Raw genomic sequence first — 19570 nt, 5'->3', positions numbered from 1 at the left:
CACGTCTGACGAACCGCCCCCGGTCGCAGCAGCGGCCGGGGGCGGTTCTAGTCTGGTGCGGCGGACAACAACCGCGAATCAGGACGCTCCGGGAGTACACAGATGGATCACAGCGGGCACGGCGAGCACGGTATGCCGATGGATCTGCCGCCGTTCACGCTGGGACGGGGTCTGGAGTTCTCCGCGGACCCCTTCTTCCTGATCGGGTGCCTCGTCGCTCTCGGGCTGTACGGCTGGGGTGTCGTCCGGCTGCGGCGTCGCGGCGACGCCTGGCCGGTGGGACGGACGATCTTCTTCACGATCGGTGTGCTGACCATCGCGCTGGTGATGTGCACCGGGCTGAACGACTACGGCATGGTCATGTTCAGCGTCCACATGGTGCAGCACATGGTGATCAGCATGCTCTCGCCGATCCTGCTGCTGCTCGGCGCTCCGGTGACGCTGGCGCTGCGCGCGCTGCCGGTCGCGGGGCGGGGCCGCAAGGGCCCGCGCGAGCTGCTGCTGGCCCTGCTGCACAGCCGCTACATGAAGATCGTCACGCATCCGGCGTTCACGATCCCGATGTTCATCGCAAGCCTCTACGCGCTCTACTTCACCCCGCTGTTCGACTTCCTCATGGAGTCCAGGCCCGGGCACATCGGGATGATGGTGCACTTCCTCGCCGTCGGCCTGATCTTCTTCTGGCCGATCATGGGCGTGGACCCGGGGCCGCACCGCCCCGGCTATGTGATGCGGATGCTGGAGCTGTTCGCGGGCATGCCGTTCCACGCCTTCTTCGGCATCGCGCTGATGATGGCGTCCGAGCCGATGGTCCGGGCGTACGCGGATCCGCCGGCGTCCCTCGGGATCACCGCGCTCTCGGACCAGAACGCGGCGGGCGGTATCGCCTGGGCGTTCAGCGAGATCCCGTCCGTGCTGGTGCTGATCGCGCTGGTGTTCCAGTGGTACCGCTCCGAGCAGCGCATGGCCGTCCGCAAGGACCGTGCCGCGGACCGGGACGGGGACAAGGAGCTGGAGGCGTACAACGCGTATCTGGCCTCGCTCCAGGCACGCGGACAGGGACAGGGAGCAGCACGCGGGCAGTGACCACCTTCCGGCGGTAGCGCGCGGACCTCTTCAGGGGTCACGATGGCTCCACGGCCATGGCCGTGGCTTCGAGCCATGGCGCACAGGCCCGGAGGAGGACGCGCATGTCCGGTTCCACGAAGACGATGGGTGTGCTGACCCTCGTGGCCCTGGTGGTCGTGACGGCCTACACGGTCGCGCTCGGCAGCAACGGCTGGCTGTGGTTCGGCTGGGTCGTGCTCGGTCTCGTGACCCTCGGAATGGTGGCTTCCAAGCCCACGTAGCGTCGATGTGCCTGCCGCGGGCGGGGCTCCGCGCGGGCAGCCGCCGAGTCCGGGCAGCCGGGCATCTTCGTGCTGGACGTGATGCTCCCCGGCGTGGACGCCTTCGAGGTGGCGGCACGGCTGTGGGCGGCCGGACAGGAGGCGCCGGGGTGTCCGCGGCGGCCGGGTCAGGCCGGGACGTCGAACATGCCGAGCGGTGGGGTCGTGGGCTGCGGTGAGCCGCCGGCGGGCTCGACCGTGATTCCCACGGCGGTGGCATCCCCCACCGGTCCGTCCAGTACGCGCAGGTGATGCTCCGCGGTTCCGCCGATCAGTCCGGCGGGTCTGAAGGTTCCGTCGTCGTCGAACCACAGCTGGTAGGTCTTGTCGGCGGGGAGCGGCGGCAGTTCGTAGGCAATGAATGCCGCGGCGTTCTCGCTGCGCGAGACCGCCAGCGTGCCGGTGCCACCGTCCGCCAGGGGCTGGGTGCGGAACGCGACGTCGGGAGCGGCCAGCACCTCGGCGACACCGGCGTACCGCTCCTGCGTCTCCTGCAGCACCGACCTGGCCTGCTCCGCCTCCTGCTGCTGCCAGACCGCGACGCCGCCGAGGGCCACGGCGGCCGCGACACACGCGGCGAGCACAAGTCGCGACCGCCTGCGGGGACGGCCCGGGCCCGGTCCGCGGACCGGCTCGCCGGTGTCCGCTGCGACGGGAGGTTCCTGCCGTGTGGCGGCGATCTCCTCGAGTACGCGTCGCTTCAGATCCACCGGAGGCTCGACCGCCACCGCCTCTCCCAGCCGCGTGACCGTGGCCGAGAACTCCGCCACCTCGCAGGCACAGGCGTCGCACGTGGCCAGGTGCTCCTCGTACGCACGCCGCTCCGGCTCCGGCAGAGCGTGCAGGACGTAGGCGCCGACCGCGCTGTGCGGTTCGCTCTCGTTCATCGCCTCGCCCCCAGACAGTCGCGCAACCGGATCAGACCGTCACGTATCCGGGCCTTGACCGTGGTCAGGGGCTGTGACAGGGATTCGGCCACCTGTGGGTAGGTCAGCCCCTGGTAGTACGCCAGCATCACCGCTTCCCGCTGAAGCTCTGTCAGCTCCTCCAGGCAGCCGCGAACCCGCTGGTACTCGAGCCGGGTCTCGACCTGCTCCCCGACGGCGTCGAACGCCGGCATCGGCTCCAGGAGAGCCATGCGGCGCTCCCGTTCGCCTCGGGCCTGCGCCGAGCGGACGCGGTCCACCGCGCGCCGGTGGGCCAGAGTCAACGCCCATGTCATCGCGCCGCCCCGCTCCGGACGGAACCGCCCGGCGGTACGCCACAGCTCCACGAGCACATCCTGGGTCACTTCCTCGGCCTGCGCCGGATCCCTCAGGACCTGGTACGCGACCCCCATCACCGGACCGCTGACCGCTTCGTACACGGGCACGAAGGCATCCCGGTCGCCTCGGCCCACGAGGACCATCAGCTCGTCCAGCCCCAGCGTGCTCAGCCGGTGCCGGGCTTCGGGACCTGAGCGTTCTGGTGACACGTGCTTTCCCTTGCTCATCGTGGGCACGGCATCCTCAGGGCGTCAGTCATCCATGCCACCACCGAACCGGACAGGACGCATCCCAGGACGGCAGGGTGGAGCGATGGTCGCGTGCACGCGCTTCCCACCCGGGACCGGTTCGGTGAACAGACGGGCGCCCAGGTCCTCCGCGATGCGCAGGCCCCTGCCTCCGGTTCCGCCTGTCACGTCCGGTCGGCGCGGCACCGGCACGGTGGTGGAACCGTCGTCCACGGCGACATCGACGGTTCCGGCGTCGGCGTCGGCGGTCAGGGCCAGCGCGTAGGGGCCGGGTGCGTGGACGACGGCGTTCGTCACCAGTTCGGACACGATGAGCAGAATGTCGTCCCGGTGCCCCGGGGCGAGCGCCGGCCGGAGCCCGTCGAGGAAGCCGGCGACCCGCCGACGGGCCAGCCCCGGGGCCTCGTGTCCCGGGGGCAGGGAGATCGCGAGCTCGCCGAGCGGGCAGCGAGCCGTGCGTACGAGTCGTGCGGTCGGAGCGGTCGGAGCGGTCGTGGCGGTGTTCCCTGAGGGGCGCGCGGCCTGTGCCGGTGGCCGGAGAAACCCAGTGCTACCACCGGCCAGGAGCCCGGCAGCGGCTGCACTCGCCATGAGTCGGCGGACTCGGGAAGAAGCAGTCATCGCACAGACCTCTCTGTCTTCCTTTCTTGCTGTCGTGCCTGTCGTGCTGTCTTGTGATCAGGACCTGGCCGGCTCCGATCCGGATCGGATCGCCGTGAACGGGTCACTGCAGTTGTTCGGAGCCGCCTGGATCTTGGATAGGCCGAAATCATGAAAGACAGCGAAACAGCCGATACTTCGTCCGCACCCGACCCACCCCGCCCGCGGATTCCCACGCTGCTTCGACGCGGCTCCGAGGGTCCGCTGATCCCGCGCTGAAAGCATCGCCACTCGTACGGACGCACGGAGAGGGCCGGCACAGATGTGACCGGCGGCGTACGGACACGATCAAGGCCGGTCCCGACACCCAGGTGTGGCTCGGCGGACACTGGTGGCGCCGCTCGCTCGGAGCGACCCGCGGTCAGATTCGCACCCAGTTCCTGTGCCAGTCCCTGCTGTTTTCCCAGGCGTCGCGCCGAGACGACGCGCCCGGACGACTTACCGAGGTGAGGGGGCGATGAATTCCGGTGCCGGCCGGAGTCTTCCCCCTGTCACCGCATTCGCGGACGGCACTCAGGAAAGGACCACCGCCCATGACCACCACCCGCACCCTCGACGTTCCCGGCGCGCGCCTGCACTACGAGGTCCGCGGCGCGGGGCCGCTGCTGCTCGTCATGGGAGCGCCGATGGCCGCGGCGGACTTCGCACCGCTGGCCGACGCGCTCGCAGGCCACCACACCGTCGTCACCCACGACCCGCGAGGCATCTCGGGCAGCGTCCTCGATGACCCGGAGCAGGAATCCACCCCCGAGCTGCGGGCGGACGACGTCGCCGCTCTGCTCGACGCCCTCGGCGCCGAGTCCGCCGACGTGTTCGGCAGCAGCGGCGGCGCGGTGACGGGGCTCGCGCTGGTGGCGCGCCATCCCGGGCGGGTGCGCACGCTCGTCGCCCACGAGCCTCCCCTGCTGGAGCTGCTCCCCGACGCCGCGGAGCAGCGCGCCGCGACCGACGACATCGTCGAGACCTTCCACCACAAAGGGGCGGGGCCGGCGTGGATGAAATTCATGGCGCACGCCGGGTTCGACATCGGTGAAGAAGGTGCCCCCACTCCGCCGCCCGGGGAGCCGTCGGAGCAGCAACTCGCCGACAGCGCCCGCTTCTTCGCCCATGAGCTGCGGGGCACCGCCCGCTACCTGCCCGACATCCCCGCGCTGGCGGCCGGCCCGACGCGTGTGGCCGTCGGCATCGGCGCCGCCTCGGGCGGCCTGCTCACCTACCGGACCTCCACGGCGCTGGCCGAGCGGCTCGGTACGCGGCCGGTCGAGTTCCCCGGCGATCACGGCGGCTTTCTCGGGCATCCCGAGGAGTTCGCCGCGGTGCTGCGTTCGGTGCTTGCCAAGGAGTGAGCGCACGGACCCGGTCGCACACACCAGAGAGCGGCCGCCGATGCACCGCTGAAGCGGTGCACGGGCGGCCGCGTCCGTGGGGCCGTTACTGCAGCGGCCGCTGGATCTGGCGTTCGGTCACCTGCTCCACCTGCTGGGTCTGCTCGTTCTTGATGGCGTACTTCGCCTTGTCCCCGCTGCCCTCGGCGCGCTGGATCTGGCCCTCCTGCATCCGGTTCTGGTCGTCCCGGTACTCCACGCGCTGTCCCTTGTTGTAGGGCATGGAAATCTCCAAGTCTCGTGTTGGTCGGTGTAGCTCGGCAGGGCGCACCGCACTCGTACGGCTCGCGGAAAGCCCTGCCCGGCGCCCTGCGACCGTCGCTGGGCGCTATGCCAGGACACCTCCGCGCCCATGACCGAGCAACTGCTGTGGGCCGAACGGGGGAAGGCCTCACAGCCTGTGTCGCAGGACCGTGGTGTCGGGCTGACCGCGCCGCCACCGGACGATGAGGGCCGCGGCGAGGTAGGCGGCGGCGACCTGGGCCCAGAGCCAGTCGTGGCCGGTGCCGGTGTCGTGGTGGTCGGGTGCCGTGGCGGTCTGTCCGGCCAGGCCCGGACCTGTCTGCTGGGACTTGGGGCCGGCGTGCTGGGCCTTGGGGGCGGCGTGCTGGGCCTTGGGGGCGGGGGGCGGACCCAGCGAGCCCACCGCACTGACATGGCCCGCGGCGTCGAAGCCCCAGTCGAGCAGGGACCGGGCCTCTTCGTACACTGCGTGCCCGCCGCCGCTCTGCGGGTTCATCACGGTCACCAGCACGGTACGGCCGTCCCGCCGGGCGGCGGCGATCAGGGTGTTGCCCGCATGGGTGGTGTAGCCGTTCTTCACGCCGATGATGCCCGGGTAACGCCCCACCCCGTCCGCACCCGTCAGCAGCCGGTTGGTGTTCCGGATGCCGTACGTCCAGGTCGGGGTCCCGTCGCTGAAGGTGCCGCCGGGAAACTTCGCGTCGACGGTCCTCGCGTACCGGGCGAACTCCCGGTTCTCGAGCCCGGCCCGCCCGAAGACCGCCAGGTCGTACGCGGAGGAGACCTGGCCGGGCTCGTCGTAGCCGTCCGCGGAGACGACGTGTGTGTCCAGTGCGCCCAGGGCGCGGGCCTTGGCCTGCATCTGCCTGGCCGTGGTCTTCCAGCCGCCGTTCAGCTCGGCCAGTACGTGCACGGCGTCGTTGCCGGAGCTCAGGAAGACACCGCGCCACAGGTCCCGCAGCCGGTACGTGCTGCCGGGGGCGACGCCCACGAGGCTGCTGCCCTCCCCCACACCGGCCAGCTCCTCGTCGGTGACGGTGTGCAGGCGTTTGCCGGAGAGCCGGGGCAGGGCGGTGAGGGCGAAGAGGGTCTTCATGGTGCTGGCCGGCGGCAGGCGGCGGTGCGCGTTGTGGGCGGCGAGCACCTCACCGGTGCGGGCGTCGGCCACCAGCCAGGACAGGGCGGACACGTCCGGCAGGTCGGGCGCGTCGTCGTCGGGGTGTACGTGGGTGCCCGGGCTGTGCAGCAGGGACACGTCCTCGGACACCGGCCGCGGCGGCAGCGGCTCGGCCCGTGGGACCGCTGTCGCCGTTGCGGGCATGACGGCCAGCACTGCTGCGGCGAGGGTCATCGCGCCCGTAACCGCGGGACGGGCAAGAGAACTGATCATCATTCATTCACCGTAGGAACCGGTGACGCGGCACGCGGAGCCGACTGAGCCGAGTGGCCTACACGGAGGTGCGAAGGACCGCACCCGAGTCCCCGGTCGTGCAGGGGGTGGCGCCCGCCGGCAGGCTCCCCGGGCCGGTCGGCGCCGCGCGTACGCCTACACCTGCGAGCGGTAGAGCCCGAACTCCGCGATGTGTGCGGCATTTCGGGATCCGAGCACCCGGAGTCGCCACTGACGGGCCGTCACGGGAGCAGGAGTGTTCAGCAGGAGGACGGAGCTCCTGCCGACCGACCACAGGGCCGCCTTCGTTGCCGACCCAGCGGACGTCGGGGCCTGAGACGGCGATCGAGGCGCCGTAGTCGGTGCCTGGAGCTCGAAGGTCCGCAGGTCGTTGCCCGCGGACCGGCCGTCGACCGGGTTGTTACGCCCGCGGCGGAAGCCGGTGCACATGCACCTCGGTCAGCCGCCCCTGGGCTGCCACGGCCGTCATGTACGTGCAGTACGGCTGCCGCCGCCTGTCGGTCGGCGAGCCCGGGTTGAGCAGCCGCAGGCCGCCCGCGGCAGTGGTGTCCCACGGGATGTGGCTGTGCCCGAAGACGAGAACGTCCAGATCGGGGAAGCGCTCGGCGCAGCGGATCTCACGGCCCTGCGCGGCACCCGTTTCATGGACGACACCGAAGCGCAGCCCGCCGAGCTCCGCGCGGGCCACTTCGGGCAGCCTGGACCGCAGCTCCGGACCGTCGTTGTTGCCGTACACCGCGATGAGGCTCCGGGCCCGCGCCGAGAGCAGATCCAGGGTCGCCACGTCCACCCAGTCGCCCGCATGGATCACCACGTCGGACCGGTCGATCTCCTCGAGCAGCCGGTCCGGCAGCTCCCGGGCGCGCTTGGGCACATGGGTGTCGGACGTCAGCAACAGCCTCATCCGCCGCCTCCCGTCCGTGCCGGTCCACACGTTCCGCAGTCCCCAGTAGATCACCGCCGCGGGTCCTGATCACGGCGGCCGACGACCGGATGCCTGAGAAGCCGTGTCTCAACCGATCACGGAACGTGCGGGTCGAACAGAGTTCCTGGTCGGGCGATCTTCCGACTGTACGCGCATGAGGACAGGGCCTCTCGGTAGCTCGGGGATGCGAATCTAACCGAGCAATGCCGGGAGGCCCTGGTGTCGTTGTTGTATGCGTCCGAGGCTGTCCACTTCAACTCGGCTGCACCATCGTGTGATTGTCTCGCACACGTGTACGGCAACGCGGCCGACCATCCCGATCGGGTGCGCCGGTATCCGTCGGACATGACGGACGCGGAATGGGCGCAGGTCCGGTCGTTGCTGCCGGTGCCGGCCTGGCTTCAGGGGCGGGGCGGACGGCCCGAGGGCTACTGTCAACGGCAGATGCTGGACGCGATCCGTGGCCGAGCCCACGGCGGGGATCATCGACGCGCAGTCGGTACGGGCCGCCGCGACGGTGCCGGCATCCTCACGCGGCTACGACGGCGGGAAGAAGGTGCCCGGGCGTAAGCGGCACCTCGTGACCGACTGCCTCGGCCTGCTCCTGGTCGTCGCGGTCACCGCCGCGAACATCGGCGACCGGGACGCCGCCGTGGGCCTTCTGCAGCGGCTGCGCCGCCTGCACCGCGACCTCACCCTGGTCTGGGCCGACGGCGGCTACGGTGTGGGGGTGGCTGTCGTCGAGTGCCTGCTGGAGGGCGCGGGCGGTCTCGTATGCCTGGTCGACGACCAGCCGCCGGTCGACGACGAAGAACAGTCGCAGCGGCACGGTTCGTCGAGCGCCGGCGGCGTGCTGCCAGGCGAGGAGGAACGCCCAGATGTCGATGATGCTGGTCTTGCCGAGGCCGGTGGGGATGTCCAGGTCCGGCCAGGTGCCGCTGTCTGCGGTCTCCGGTTGCTGATGCCGAGCCGACGTCTTAGTGTTTGACGTTCACATAGGTCTTCGGCTACCAGCTGGCACGGAGCGGAGGAGCAGGAATGAGCGAGGGGTGTTCCGCGGACCCCGTCGGGACCGCTCGGCGCATCACCTCCCTGCTCGATCGTGCCGGGCTCGCACGCGAGGACGTACTGCGCGTGGAGGGCGAGGGTGGCCTCTCGTACGCCTCCGGGTTGCCCGTCGAGGACGTGGAGGCCCTGCTGCGAGGTGAGCGGCTGCCGCAGGGCGACGGCGGCGGGGTGGATCCGGTGGAAGAGCGTCACCACCGGGTGGTTGACCGGATCGTCTTCCTGCGCCGTACCCGACTGCGGACTTCGCCCGACGGCCAGCGGCGTGCGTATTCGCTGGCGGACATCGCGGCGGGTGCGGGCACGAGCGCGCAGTGGATCGACAAGATGATCAAGACGGGGAAGGCGCCGAACCTCGACCACGCGGCCGGGATCGCGAATTTCTTCGGCGAGAGCATCGAGTTCCTGGTTGCCGCGCCCGCCGAGGCGTTGGACCGGGTGCTCCAGCGGATCTACAAGGAGGTTCTGGAGCGGACCGTCGTGCGCCAGGACGAGGCCATTCAGCGCCTCAGGAGCACCGTCGGCGCCGGCGCTCCCCGCTCCGATCTCGGCGTCGTCGGCTACGCCGCACGCGCACTCGCCGATGTGCCGGACGACACCGCACAGCCCATCATCGCCCTCATCGAATCCATCGCCCGCCGCTCCCGCGAGGAGCGCGCTCGCTAGAGCCGGGAAACGACCTCTGGCCAGGCACGATGTGCGCCGGGCCGCGGTTGCTTGTGCTCAGCGGAGTGGCTACTGTCTCGGACGCAAGAGCGTCAGTGATATGAACTGACAGAGTGCCGCGCGCGTTCGAGGGCTCGAAGGCTCGAAGAACGGTGCGCCGGCAAGGCATGCGTCCGGGTGGGGAAGACATGAGGGACGCGGTGGGCATCTCCCGCGCAATGAAGCGCCATCGGGATGAACTGTTCGCGGGGGCGATACGCCCGGTTGCGCAGGAGCCGCACGAGCTGATGCAGGCGGTCTGCGCCTACTTGACCGAGAGCAGCGGGCGCGAGGTCCGCCTCATGCTGGAGCCGTTCCCCCCTGGCACAGTCAGCGGGCTCTGGCTCGACCTGGGCGACCACGAAGTGGTCGCGGTGGAGAAGAACACCCTGCCGGTTCATCAGATGGTGATCCTGGGACACGAGTTGTGGCACCGGAAGGAGGCCCGGCTCGGTCGGCCCGGCGGTGCGAGGGATGGCAGTGCGACGGCCGGCGGGGCTGCGGCCGCGCGCATGCTCGGGGACCGGTGGCGGATCAGTGACGCGGTCGCCTACGTCGCGGCGCGCACCGACTACGACCTGGAAGAGGAGCGGCGCGCGGAGAGGTTCGGCCGTCTGCTGGCGGCGAAGTTCCTGCCCTTCCTGCTCGGCACGCGCAGCAGCACGCCTCCCGACGCGCTGGGCGGCCGTATCTGGGCGTCCCTGGGAGGCTGATGGTGCAGCAAGGTGTCAACTACTACATTCCCGCCGCCGTACTGGGCACGGCCCTGCTGGCGAAGTTGCCCGCGCTCCTGCGGGGGTGGCACAGCGCGACGGTCCGGACGGTGAACGCTCTGCTGTTCCTGCCCTGCGCCGGCTTCGTCTTCTCCGCCCCGCCCACCGTCACCGCCGTGAACCGGCTCACCGGTGTCAGCAACCTCTCGGCCCTCCTCGTCCACTGCATCATGACCGCCTTTTCGTGCGCGTCCCTGGTGCTGCTGGACTACTGGCGCGGGGAGTCGAGCGAGTACGTCCGTACGCGCCGACGCGTACGGACGTGGAAGATCGCCTGCTGCGTGGTGATCGTGACCCTGGCGGGACTCTTCGCCCTGGGCGATGTCCCGGTGGAGCGCCCGCGGGACTTCGACACGTACTACGCCACCACGCCGTTCATCAGAGAGATGCTCGTGCTCTACCTGGTCGCGTACGTCGCCGGCGCCGCGGCCACGACCGTCGCGTGCTGGAACTGGCTGCTCGACATCGGCAGAAGGACGGTGCACGAGAAGAAGACGGCAGTCGACAGGTGCTTGCGGGTCGGGCTGCTCGTCCTGATGACCGGGGCCTTGGCCAACATCATCTTCGGCTTGTTCAAGCTGGCCGCCGTCGCTGCACGCTGGACCGGCCGGAACTGGGATGCGCTCAACCAGAGCCTGTCACCCTTCATCTCGGTCAGCGGGATAATGGTCGGCGTCGGGCTCCTTGTGGCGGCGTACGGACCCGGGCTGATCGACCGCGTGTGGCACCCGCTGCGCGGCACCACCGCGCTGCGGCCGCTGTGGCGTCTGGTCCGCCGGCCAGGGCCCACCCCCGGGAACAGGATGTTCCCTCCCCCGCCCTGGTACGCCGGACCCGAGCAGGTCCTGCTCTACCGGATGACCACCATCCACGACTGGATGCTCGAACTGTGCGTCTACTGCACGGACGAGGTACGCGAACGGGCCTACCGGCAGGCGAAGGAGGGCGGGGCCCCGGAGCGCGAAGCGGTGGCCGCCGGCCTCGCCGCCATGTTCAAGGCGGCAGCGGATGCGCGTGCACACACCTCGCCACCCGCTGCGGAGCGGAGCGTCCTCGCGGTAGCCGCCGTGCGTTCGGCGGAGGCGGAGGACCGCAACCTCCTGGTGTCGATTTCCCGGGCCCTGGCTGCGGCACCCGACCGCATCGGCACGCGCCGGCCGACGGCGTACAAGAGAGCACGCACACGGCCCACGGATGAGAACAGTCCGCTGCTGACGCCATGAGGATGCGACAACCCGCGAGCGGCGACCCGCGAAAATGGGGCCGCCGCTCTAGGAAGCTTCTTCGTACGCTGGTGAGGGGCCCCACCCCCGTGGGGGTCCCTCACCGGCGAACCTGGGAAACGTCACGCGAGCGACTCGATGTAGCCCCAGCCTCCGTTCCCGATTAGTCAGAGGCCGCTGTGCCGCGGTCCAGGTGCCACCGCTGAGCGAACGCGGGGCATCCAGAGACGCGGCGCCGTTACTGCGGTACTCCAGCAGCTCGCCGGTGATCCGGTGGCGGGCCCACAGGTCGGCTCGCGTCAGGCCGTCGGGCTCGGCGCCGCTCTTGCCGATGTCGCCCGGGGTGAGGCCGTCGAGGTCACCGGACTGCCTGGCCGAGGGAGGTGTCCGAGCCCCAGGCACCGCAGCCGCCGTACGTCTGCGTGCTGGCGAAGTACCCGGCGTAGCCCGGGAGTTGCGGCAGCAGGGCGTCGTACTGGCCCTTGCACAGCTCCTGCAGCATGATCACGTCGGCGCCGCCGAGCTGGGCCTTGCCGACGGCTTCGGCCGCCCAGTCACCAGCCCGTTGCCCCGGGGTCTTCCCGGGGACTGCGGCCAGCGGCCTCTGGCACGCCTCCCAGCCGCCGCACACGTTGTACGACACCAGGCCGATCTGCGCGTCGGAGCTGCTCTGAGCCGTCGCGGGAGAGGTGGCGCCCGCGAAAATCCCGGCAACCAAAGCCAGCCCGGATATGACACGGGTCAAACGCCGTGTCTTCATTCTCCTACTTTCGGAAGTGGTGATCGCCATGCCACCGGCTTGATGCCAGATTGATACCGGGCAGCTGCCGGTGACATGGCGGCTTCAGGGTCAGCCGTTCCAGGTGCCGGTGATGGCGAGGGCGCCGGGGGCTGCGGGCAGGCCCTGGACCGGGACGGTCGTGGTGGTGGCCCAGGTGCGGTCGGTGTGGCGGGTGGTGTGGAGGAGCTTGCCGTCGGCGGTGGTGACGGCCACCTGGACCTCGCCGGCGACGTTGGCGGTGGCGACGGACTTGGCGGTGACGGTGCCGAGGATGTCCTTGATCTCGGTCAGCGGGGTCCAGGTGCCGTCGAAGTTGCGTACGGCGTGGTACTGGCGGGTGCCGTTGTCCGTGGCGATGACGATGTGGGTCTCGTCTCCGGCACCGACCGTGCTGATCGAGGTGATCGGGCCGGTGGCGCCGGCGGCGCCGGCGACGTCGCCCCAGGCGAGCCAGTTGCCGTTGCCCTGGCGGATGGTGTGGAACGCCTTGCCGCCGCTGAGGGTGGTGACGTGGAGCTCGCCCCTGACGACGGCGGTGGCCGCGGCCGTCACGTTGGCGACCTTGCCGGAGGTGATGTCGCCGAAGGGGGTCCAGTGTCCGGTCGCGTTGCGGACGGTGTGGAAGGCCTTGCCGTCGGCGACGGCGACGACGTGCAGGTCGTAGCCGATGTTGGTTGCGGTGACGCTGGTGAGGTTGCCGAGGGTGCCGGCCACGCCGAAGACGTCGCCGAACTTGCCCCAAGTGCCGTCCTGCTTGCGGATCGTGTGGAAGAGGCCGCCGCTGGTGCTGACGGCGAGGACGTGGCTGTCACCGTTCATGCCCACGACGGCGGAGTTGCGGATGCCGCCGATGCTGCCGGCGGCCTGCGCCGACTGGACGTCGTCGAAGTCGGTCCAGGATCCGTCGTTCACGCGGACACCCTGGTAGAGGCTGCTGCCCGACTGGATCAGGGCCTGGGTCTTCCAGCCCGGGGACAGGGCACGGACGCGCTGCACCCAGTCGCCGAGGTCGTCGACACGCGTGCTGAACGCGCCGGCGCGGGTCTCCGTGGCAGAGGTGCCGAAGCAGCCGCCCTGCCAGCCGAGGCCGGTGATGCCGACGAGGGAGAACCTGCCGTTCTCGGTGCGGTACGCGGGACCGCCGGCGTCGCCCTTGCAGACGGTCGCGTCGGCAGGGGTCTTGGCGGCGAGGTCGAAGCCGGTCGCGGTCACGTTCCCCGCGGTGAAGACGGCCTCGTGACGGACTCCGGGGACCCACTGGGTCTTGGTGCGGCCGAAGCCGGCGACGGTCAGCTCCTGACCCGCGGCGGGCGCGGCCGCGGCCACCGGGACGGGGGCGATGTCGTTGGCGGGCTTGTCGAGGCGGGCCATCACCAGGTCACGGTCGGCGTGCGGGACCAGTTCGACGATGTCGCTGGTGTGGCCGCCGGTGGAGAACAGAATCTGCTTGCCGACCACGGCGGTGGTCTTGTCCTTCGGCGCGCCCGCGGCCACGGTGTTGCTCTGGGCGGGGTCGTCGGCGAAGCAGCTCTTGGCGGTGAGCACCCAGTGCGCGTCGACGAGCGCACCGGAGCAGGAACGCTTGCTGTCGCCGATGGTCAGCTTCGCGTTGAACGTTTCCTTGTCGAGGAAGGGCTGCCCGGCCGGAGGGGGCGTGGTGCTCGTCGTACCGGTCACCCGCAGCTCCAGCAGGACGGCGGCGGAGGGGTCCGCGCCCGCTTCGCCGAAGCCCTTGCTGGTGTTGCCCGGGATGTCCAGGCTCTGGGTCTGCTCCTTGACGTGGATGCTGGCCTTCACATCACGGTCGTAGGTCTGGATCCGGTACGCGCCCGGGATGGAGACCGTGAGGAAGCCGGTGCCGCGCGGAGCGGCGAAGCACATCCGCTCCTCGGGCAGCTTCAGATCTCGGGCCCACACCTTGATCTGGTACGGGTCGTTGCACGAGGTGTGGGTGATGCCGCCGTCGCCGCGGATCAGCTTCGCGCCGGTCTCGGCCAGGACTTCGGCGCTGTTGGGGTAGGAGCCGTCCTCGAAGACGTACGGGGCGCCGGCGTTGGCCGCCGGCTCGCCGACGGCCGAGGCCAGAGGTGTCGCGGTCCCCACGAGGACTGCTGCGGTCGCGGTGGCCGCGGGCAGCAGCCATCGGCGTGTGCGCAATGCCATGGACATCACTTTCTTCATGTCACCCCCTGAGGAGGCGAGTTGGGGTGCCGTCCAACCCGTGCTGGACAGCAGAAGGTAGGGAATGCGGGGCCTGGCGGACCGGCCGGGGCCGCCTGATGGCAGTTTTTTCGCCTCGCCCCGCCCTGCTCGTGCGCGCCCGGCTCGGCCGGCCGTACCCCCTACCGAGGCAGCCTGGCGACCGACTCGATGAGGGCCACGAGGGGCTGGGCGGTGTCGTCGGGCACGTCGGCGAGCGCACGCGCAGCGTGGCAGGCAGCAGCCTTGATTCCGCAGCTCGGGCGCCCGGCGGAGCCGGAGTTCTTGAGCAGCCGCAGTTCTTCGTCCTGGCGCTCGACCGTGCGCTCCAGCAGGTCCGTGTGGATCTGCCGGAGGACCCGGCCCACGGCCCGTGCCGGAGGGTCCGTCAGGAACTCGATGTTCTCGCCGAAGAATCCGGCGATCTCGGCCGCGTGGTCGAGGTTGGGGGCCCTCCCGGTCTTGAGCATCCTGTCGAGCCACTGCGCGCTCGTTCCCGCACTCGCAGCGATCTCGGCCAAGGGGTACGTCCGCCTGCTGCCGTCTTCTGCCTGCTTGAGCCGAGTCCTGCGCAGGAAGAGAATCCGGTCGACGACCTGACGGTGACGTGCCGCCACCGGATCACGCGCACCTGCGCGGGCCGTGTCGGCAGATAACCGGTCACCGCGGAGGAACGCCTCCACCTCGGCCACGGCAAGGCCTGATGCGAAGGCGAGACCGCCCTCGCCCTCGACCCGCAGGACGTCCCCACGCTCAAGCCCCGCCCGCCCGATCAGGGCAACGATGCGCTTGACCGTATCGATCGGCTCAGGAAACGGCCTGGCACTCACGTGCAGCCTCCCTGGATTCCCGTATTCGTGGCCTTCCGGGGGAGACGGTAACTGCTTACGACCCGCGTATCAACCACCGTTTCATTTGCGTCAACGGTAGTTGAGATCTGGCGGGTTCCCCCATAGGGTCCTCGCAGACCGGGAGACACCCATGCCTGAGCACGGCCACGTCCGCGCCCTGCGCGTCAGGCACAACCCTGCGCCGGGACAGCGCAGTTCCCACGGGCCGCCAGGTGTCTCCGTATGACAGGCATTCAGTTCTCACCCAGTTCGGCTGGGTTTCACGCACGCCGGACCCGGCGGGTATCGGCATACAGAGGGGGAGATTTCGTGCGTCTCAGAACAGGCGGACCACGCTGGGGGGTGGGAAGGAGACCCGACGCTTCGCGCACGCTGATCGGCGGCCTGCTTCCGCTGGCTCTCCTGTCGACGCTGGTGTCCGCGGCACCGATCGCCGCGGCCGCGGAGCCCACGATCAGCGACCGCGGGCAGACCGTCGCCTTCTGGAAGTCCGGTGGCCCGGCCATGAAGTCGGCCGCCGGTGCCGCCCTGACGGGCTCGGACGCGGACATCCGCGCCTTCCTCGACAAGGGCCGCGCCATCGCGGAGAACCTCGACGACCGCGAGGCAGCGCTTCAGGTGGTCGCCGAGGCCGGCCCGGCGGTGCGCAAGGCCGCCGAGCAGGCGCTCGCGGGCACCCCGGAGCAGCTGGACACCTTCCTGAAGGAAGGCTGGAAGCTACCCCTCGACCAGGACCAGCGGGTCGAGGCTGCCAGGATCGGCGAAGCCGGCGGCAGGACCGTGAAGGAGGCCGCCGATGCCGCGCTGAACTCCGACATCGAAGCGGTCCGCACCTTCCTGAGCGAGGGTCAGTACAAGAAACGCGACTCCGACGCGCGGATCCGCGTGGCACAGCTCGAAACGGCCGGCGGGCCGAAGGTCCGCGCCGCCGCCACTGCGGCCCTCAACGGTTCGATCGACGATGTGCGCGAGTTCCTCAGCTTCGGCCAGCACGTGGCCCGGGCGCAGGACCAGGAACACGCCTCCGTCACCGAGCTCGCCCAGCAGGCCAAGGACGCCGGTGACGCGGCGGAGCGCGAGAGCAAGGCCGCCAAGGAGGCCGCCGACCGGGCCATCGCGCTGGCCCGCCTGGCCAAGGAAGAGACCGAGCGCGCCAGGGACGAGGCCGCGGCCGCCAAGAGCGACGCGGCCCGGGCCGCCGACGCCGCCCGTCGCGCCGCGGAGTCCACCCGGCGTGCGGCTCAGGCCGCGCAGGCGGCAATCTCCGCCGCGCGGGCCGCGAACGCCGCGGCCCAGGTCGCCGCATCGGCCGCCAGTGCCGCCGCCCGTGCCGCGTCCGGAGCCGCGGACGCCGCGGCGAAGGCGCTCACTCATGCGGCAAGCGGCCAGCGCGACGAGGTGCTCGCCGCCCGCGCCCGGCAGGCCGCCGACGCCGCCGACGCCGCAGCGACAGCCGCAGAGCGAGCGGCGATCTCCGGTGACGCCGCCGCCGCTTCGGCACAGGCCGCCGCGTCCGCAACCGTGAACGAGAACGCCGCAGCCGCCGCTGCGGAGGAAGCCGGCAGGTACAACGAAGAAGCCGGCGGTTCCGCCGCGGAGGCCCGCGAGGCCGCAGCCACCGCCCGCCGCCATGCGGCGGAGGCAACCCGCGCCGCGAACGCGGCCGCCGCCCATGCGACCGCTGCAGCACGCGCCGCCCGCGAGGCACGCGATGCGGCCCGCTCGGCCGCCACGCACGCGCGCAACGCCGCCGATGCCGCCATGAAGGCCGGGCAGCACGCAGCCGGATCCAAGGAGGCGGCCGACGAGTCCAAGGCCCACGCCGACGCCGCCCTCCAGCGCGCCAACGAGGCCGTCGCGGCTGTGGAGAAGGCCAAGCAGGTCCACGACATGGCCCGCAAGGCCGAGGCCGAGGAACTCGCCGCCCGCAAGGCCACCAGCATCAACCAGGCCAAGGACCTCAAGGCCAGCCATACCGCGATGCTGGCTGCGGAGAAGAAGGCCACCGCCGAGGCCGAGAAGCTCCAGGCCGACTTCGCCCGTCTGTCCCAAGACGCCGCACAGCCCTCGGCCGACCCCGCCCAGATCGCCGCGACCGGCCGGAAGATGGCCCTGGCCGCCCTGCAGACCCAGGGACCGTGGAGCCGGGCCGCTGCCGAAGGCGCCCTCGCCGCCCCGGACGTTGTCGTGGTGGACTACGCCCGCAACGGCTGGCGTGTCGCGGAGCAGCAGGACGAACGCGACCAGGTCCACCGGCTCGCCAACGACGCGCCGTACGATTCAGTGAGCAAGGCTGCGCAGACCGCACTGACCGGTGACGCAGCCCAGATCCACGCCTTCCTCGCGGACGGGCAGCACACCGCGGCCGTCTCCGACTATCGGGTCGAGGTCGCCCGCATCGGCAACGCCGGAGGGCCGGCCGTCAAGAAGGCCTCGGACGCCGCCCTCAACGCCACCGGCTACCAGCCTCTGCTCGACTTCCTCACCACCATTCAGTTCACCGCCCGTGACAGCGACGACCGCGTCACCGTGGCGCGCCTGGCGGAGACCGGCGGGCCGGAGGTGAAGGCCTACGCCGACATCGCCATGGAGGGCCCCGTCCCGGCCCTGCACACCTTTGTCGAAAGCGGCCAGTTCAAGGCGGCGCGCCGGGACCAGATCAACGCCGGCCACGTCGCGCAGATCCAGAACATCATCGCCGGATCCGCACAGACAGCGGCCCTCGCCCAACAGCGGGCCGCCGAGGCCCTGAAGACCGCCGCCACGGCGCAGGGCGCGGCCAACGAAGCCCTCGGCTATGCACAGCAGGCCCAGACCTACGCCAGTAACGCCGCCGGCTACGCCAGCCAGGCCGCCGCATCTGCCGACCAGGCCGAGGCCTCCGCGAGGAAGGCAGCCGAGCACGCGGCCACCGCCCGCAACGCCCAGCAGCAGGCCCAGATCAGCGCGAACAATGCCACCGCCTCCGCGGCATGGGCCGAGTCCAGCGCGAGCCTCGCCCGCGGCTACGCCGCCGAGGCCTACGCTGCCGCCGAGGCCGCACGCCAGTCCGCCATCAACGCCGGAGAGGACTCGAACGCCGCAGCCGTGATTTACCGGAAGCACCTCGACACCTACCTCGCCGAGCAGGCGCGGGCGAACGAGGTGGCCTGGTGGGAGAAGGCCTACGCGAAGTACCAGGACATCAAGAAGAAGTACCAGGCCGGCATCGAGTACACGGCCGACTACCTCCAGGCAGCCGCCAAGGAGGCGCTGATCTGGTACAACGAGCTCTCGGTCGCAGAGAGAGTCCGCTTGCATCTGGAGCTGTCCCACTTCTACGCAGACCTTCTTGGCCTCTGGCCCGGCTTCGGAGAATTCGCCGACGGCGCCAACTGCCTCGCGTACGGCGTGGAAGGTCTGGTCACCGGAGAAACGGACAAGTACTGGGACGCGCTCTGGTCCTGCGGTGCAGCCATCCCGTTCCTCGGATACGGCGCGGACATCATCAAGGGGAAGAAGTGGTACAGCAAGGCGGAGAAACTCTGGGACAGTCTGAAGGGCGTCGGAAAGAAGATTGACGAGGCTTTGGCCTGCGCCGGGAAGAAGCACAGCTTCCCCGCCGGGACACCCGTGCTGATGGGCGACGGAACGTCCCGTCCCATCGAGCGCGTCAGAGTCGGCGACGTGGTCCGGGCCACCGACCCCGTCACGGGTACATCCAGAACACGCCGCGTCGAGGCGACCATCCACACCCCCGACGACAGCGAATTCACCGACATCACCCTTGACGCCGCCGTCGGCGGCGGTTCGCTCACGGCAACCGCGCACCACCCGTTCTGGTCCGAGAACCGTCTCCAGTGGATCAACGCGGCGAATCTCAGCGTCGGCGACACCCTGCGCACCCCGACCGGCAGCACCGCCCGGATCGCCAACGTCGCCCACCGGAAGAAGTTCCAGCCCGCCTACGACCTGACGGTCAACGACCTCCACACCTACTACGTACTGGCCCAGAAGACCCCCGTACTGGTCCACAACTGCACCGATCTGGCACGTGCCGAGAGTCAGTTCAGTGATGTCGCACACACCCTGCGCGAACACGTCGACGTGAGCACTGACGACATGGCAAGGCTGGCAAAGAAGAAGACGGAAGAATCCGGCAAGCCGACAGTCAACTCCCGCTGGTTGAACGCGAAGCTTGCCCAGGATGCGGTGAATGACCTCACCGCAAAGAACGCGGATAAAATCTCAGCCTGGGTCAAGAAGTCGGGCCAGGGTGGACCGAGGGAGCTTACGCTCGACGGGACATATGGAACAAGAGCCCTCGGCGACTACGTCGACCACCTGGGCAACTACTATCCGAATACAACAAACCGATTCAAGGTAATCCTCGTAGTCGACAAGAAGGCCAAGCCCGGCGGCTTCTACGTCAAAACCTCGTATCCCCTGGAGCGGTAAGGAGTCTCACC

At 70.3% G+C, this 19570-nt stretch carries 17 protein-coding genes; 8 read left to right on the top strand and 9 right to left on the bottom strand.

Annotated features, from left to right (window positions below; all coding sequences use genetic code 11):
- The first annotated feature begins 102 nt into the window (after positions 1-102).
- Entirely contained in the window at positions 103-1086 is a 984-nt protein-coding gene (locus ACWCXB_RS20550; RefSeq protein ID WP_450724820.1) for a cytochrome c oxidase assembly protein, read from the top strand.
- 104 nt (positions 1087-1190) lie between these two features.
- Positions 1191-1349: a hypothetical protein gene (locus ACWCXB_RS20545; protein ID WP_351234154.1), complete on the top strand. Its 159-nt coding sequence runs from the start codon at positions 1191-1193 to the stop codon at positions 1347-1349.
- A 167-nt stretch (positions 1350-1516) separates the two neighbouring features.
- Here ACWCXB_RS20545 and ACWCXB_RS20540 read toward each other — a convergent pair whose 3' ends face one another.
- The 3 genes from ACWCXB_RS20540 to ACWCXB_RS20530 form a co-directional block, all read right to left on the bottom strand.
- Positions 1517-2275, bottom strand: a complete 759-nt coding sequence (locus ACWCXB_RS20540; RefSeq protein WP_450724818.1) for an anti-sigma factor — start codon at positions 2273-2275, stop codon at positions 1517-1519.
- Complete coding sequence (gene sigK, locus ACWCXB_RS20535) at positions 2272-2796, bottom strand: ECF RNA polymerase sigma factor SigK (RefSeq protein ID WP_450724872.1); 525 nt, start codon at positions 2794-2796, stop codon at positions 2272-2274. The genes ACWCXB_RS20540 and sigK overlap by 4 nt, the downstream gene beginning before the upstream one ends.
- Before the next feature lie 108 nt (positions 2797-2904).
- Positions 2905-3522, bottom strand: a complete 618-nt coding sequence (locus ACWCXB_RS20530; RefSeq protein WP_450724816.1) for an ATP-binding protein — start codon at positions 3520-3522, stop codon at positions 2905-2907.
- Between the two features lie 572 nt (positions 3523-4094).
- Here ACWCXB_RS20530 and ACWCXB_RS20525 point away from each other — a divergent pair.
- Entirely contained in the window at positions 4095-4907 is an 813-nt protein-coding gene (locus tag ACWCXB_RS20525) for an alpha/beta fold hydrolase (protein WP_450724814.1), read from the top strand.
- A gap of 85 nt (positions 4908-4992) precedes the next feature.
- Here the strand turns inward: ACWCXB_RS20525 and ACWCXB_RS20520 are convergent, their stop codons facing one another.
- From ACWCXB_RS20520 to ACWCXB_RS20510, 3 genes are all read right to left on the bottom strand, one after another.
- Positions 4993-5169, bottom strand: a complete 177-nt coding sequence (locus ACWCXB_RS20520; protein ID WP_450724812.1) for a hypothetical protein — start codon at positions 5167-5169, stop codon at positions 4993-4995.
- Positions 5170-5337: 168 nt separating this feature from the next.
- The gene (locus tag ACWCXB_RS20515; protein ID WP_450724810.1) at positions 5338-6582 is read right to left on the bottom strand and encodes a D-alanyl-D-alanine carboxypeptidase family protein; all 1245 of its coding nucleotides are present in this window, start codon (positions 6580-6582) and stop codon (positions 5338-5340) included.
- 418 nt (positions 6583-7000) lie between these two features.
- A complete protein-coding gene (locus ACWCXB_RS20510; RefSeq protein ID WP_450724808.1) occupies positions 7001-7504 on the bottom strand; it encodes a metallophosphoesterase family protein in 504 nt (167 codons plus the stop codon).
- A 481-nt stretch (positions 7505-7985) separates the two neighbouring features.
- On the opposite strand from ACWCXB_RS20510, the gene ACWCXB_RS20505 reads away from it, so the two are divergent.
- The 4 genes from ACWCXB_RS20505 (at position 7986) to ACWCXB_RS20490 (ending at position 11291) form a co-directional block, all read left to right on the top strand.
- Positions 7986-8513 (top strand): transposase, encoded by a 528-nt coding sequence (locus tag ACWCXB_RS20505; RefSeq protein ID WP_450724806.1) that lies wholly within the window; start codon positions 7986-7988, stop codon positions 8511-8513.
- Positions 8514-8563: 50 nt separating this feature from the next.
- The gene (locus tag ACWCXB_RS20500) at positions 8564-9256 is read left to right on the top strand and encodes a hypothetical protein (RefSeq protein WP_450724804.1); all 693 of its coding nucleotides are present in this window, start codon (positions 8564-8566) and stop codon (positions 9254-9256) included.
- A gap of 188 nt (positions 9257-9444) precedes the next feature.
- Entirely contained in the window at positions 9445-10008 is a 564-nt protein-coding gene (locus ACWCXB_RS20495; protein ID WP_450724802.1) for a toxin-antitoxin system, toxin component, read from the top strand.
- Complete coding sequence (locus ACWCXB_RS20490) at positions 10008-11291, top strand: MAB_1171c family putative transporter (protein ID WP_450724801.1); 1284 nt, start codon at positions 10008-10010, stop codon at positions 11289-11291. Before ACWCXB_RS20495 ends, ACWCXB_RS20490 begins: the two co-directional genes overlap by 1 nt.
- Positions 11292-11649: 358 nt before the next feature.
- Here the strand turns inward: ACWCXB_RS20490 and ACWCXB_RS20485 are convergent, their stop codons facing one another.
- From ACWCXB_RS20485 to ACWCXB_RS20475, 3 genes are all read right to left on the bottom strand, one after another.
- Positions 11650-12051: a hypothetical protein gene (locus tag ACWCXB_RS20485; RefSeq protein ID WP_450724799.1), complete on the bottom strand. Its 402-nt coding sequence runs from the start codon at positions 12049-12051 to the stop codon at positions 11650-11652.
- Positions 12052-12141: 90 nt separating this feature from the next.
- Positions 12142-14235: a trypsin-like serine protease gene (locus ACWCXB_RS20480; protein ID WP_450724797.1), complete on the bottom strand. Its 2094-nt coding sequence runs from the start codon at positions 14233-14235 to the stop codon at positions 12142-12144.
- A gap of 179 nt (positions 14236-14414) precedes the next feature.
- Entirely contained in the window at positions 14415-15101 is a 687-nt protein-coding gene (locus tag ACWCXB_RS20475; protein ID WP_450724795.1) for a hypothetical protein, read from the bottom strand.
- Positions 15102-15464: 363 nt separating this feature from the next.
- On the opposite strand from ACWCXB_RS20475, the gene ACWCXB_RS20470 reads away from it, so the two are divergent.
- Positions 15465-19559 (top strand): polymorphic toxin-type HINT domain-containing protein, encoded by a 4095-nt coding sequence (locus ACWCXB_RS20470; protein ID WP_450724793.1) that lies wholly within the window; start codon positions 15465-15467, stop codon positions 19557-19559.
- Positions 19560-19570: the final 11 nt, after the last annotated feature.

The sequence above is a fragment of the Streptomyces sp. NPDC001514 genome, from assembly GCF_053597075.1.
The sequence above is the reverse complement of the archived record's forward strand: the minus strand, read 5'-3'. Positions and strand labels throughout refer to the sequence as shown.

Bases quoted from the DNA above. Each gene is read 5' to 3' on its own strand.
- ACWCXB_RS20550 (WP_450724820.1), top strand. From the start codon at position 103: ATGGATCACAGCGGGCACGGCGAGCACGGTATGCCGATGGATCTGCCG.
- ACWCXB_RS20545 (WP_351234154.1), top strand. From the start codon at position 1,191: ATGTCCGGTTCCACGAAGACGATGGGTGTGCTGACCCTCGTGGCCCTG.
- ACWCXB_RS20540 (WP_450724818.1), bottom strand. From the start codon at position 2,275: ATGAACGAGAGCGAACCGCACAGCGCGGTCGGCGCCTACGTCCTGCAC.
- sigK (WP_450724872.1), bottom strand. From the start codon at position 2,796: ATGGTCCTCGTGGGCCGAGGCGACCGGGATGCCTTCGTGCCCGTGTAC.
- ACWCXB_RS20530 (WP_450724816.1), bottom strand. From the start codon at position 3,522: ATGACTGCTTCTTCCCGAGTCCGCCGACTCATGGCGAGTGCAGCCGCT.
- ACWCXB_RS20525 (WP_450724814.1), top strand. From the start codon at position 4,095: ATGACCACCACCCGCACCCTCGACGTTCCCGGCGCGCGCCTGCACTAC.
- ACWCXB_RS20520 (WP_450724812.1), bottom strand. From the start codon at position 5,169: ATGCCCTACAACAAGGGACAGCGCGTGGAGTACCGGGACGACCAGAAC.
- ACWCXB_RS20515 (WP_450724810.1), bottom strand. From the start codon at position 6,582: ATGATGATCAGTTCTCTTGCCCGTCCCGCGGTTACGGGCGCGATGACC.
- ACWCXB_RS20510 (WP_450724808.1), bottom strand. From the start codon at position 7,504: ATGAGGCTGTTGCTGACGTCCGACACCCATGTGCCCAAGCGCGCCCGG.
- ACWCXB_RS20500 (WP_450724804.1), top strand. From the start codon at position 8,564: ATGAGCGAGGGGTGTTCCGCGGACCCCGTCGGGACCGCTCGGCGCATC.
- ACWCXB_RS20495 (WP_450724802.1), top strand. From the start codon at position 9,445: ATGAGGGACGCGGTGGGCATCTCCCGCGCAATGAAGCGCCATCGGGAT.
- ACWCXB_RS20490 (WP_450724801.1), top strand. From the start codon at position 10,008: ATGGTGCAGCAAGGTGTCAACTACTACATTCCCGCCGCCGTACTGGGC.
- ACWCXB_RS20485 (WP_450724799.1), bottom strand. From the start codon at position 12,051: ATGAAGACACGGCGTTTGACCCGTGTCATATCCGGGCTGGCTTTGGTT.
- ACWCXB_RS20480 (WP_450724797.1), bottom strand. From the start codon at position 14,235: ATGGCATTGCGCACACGCCGATGGCTGCTGCCCGCGGCCACCGCGACC.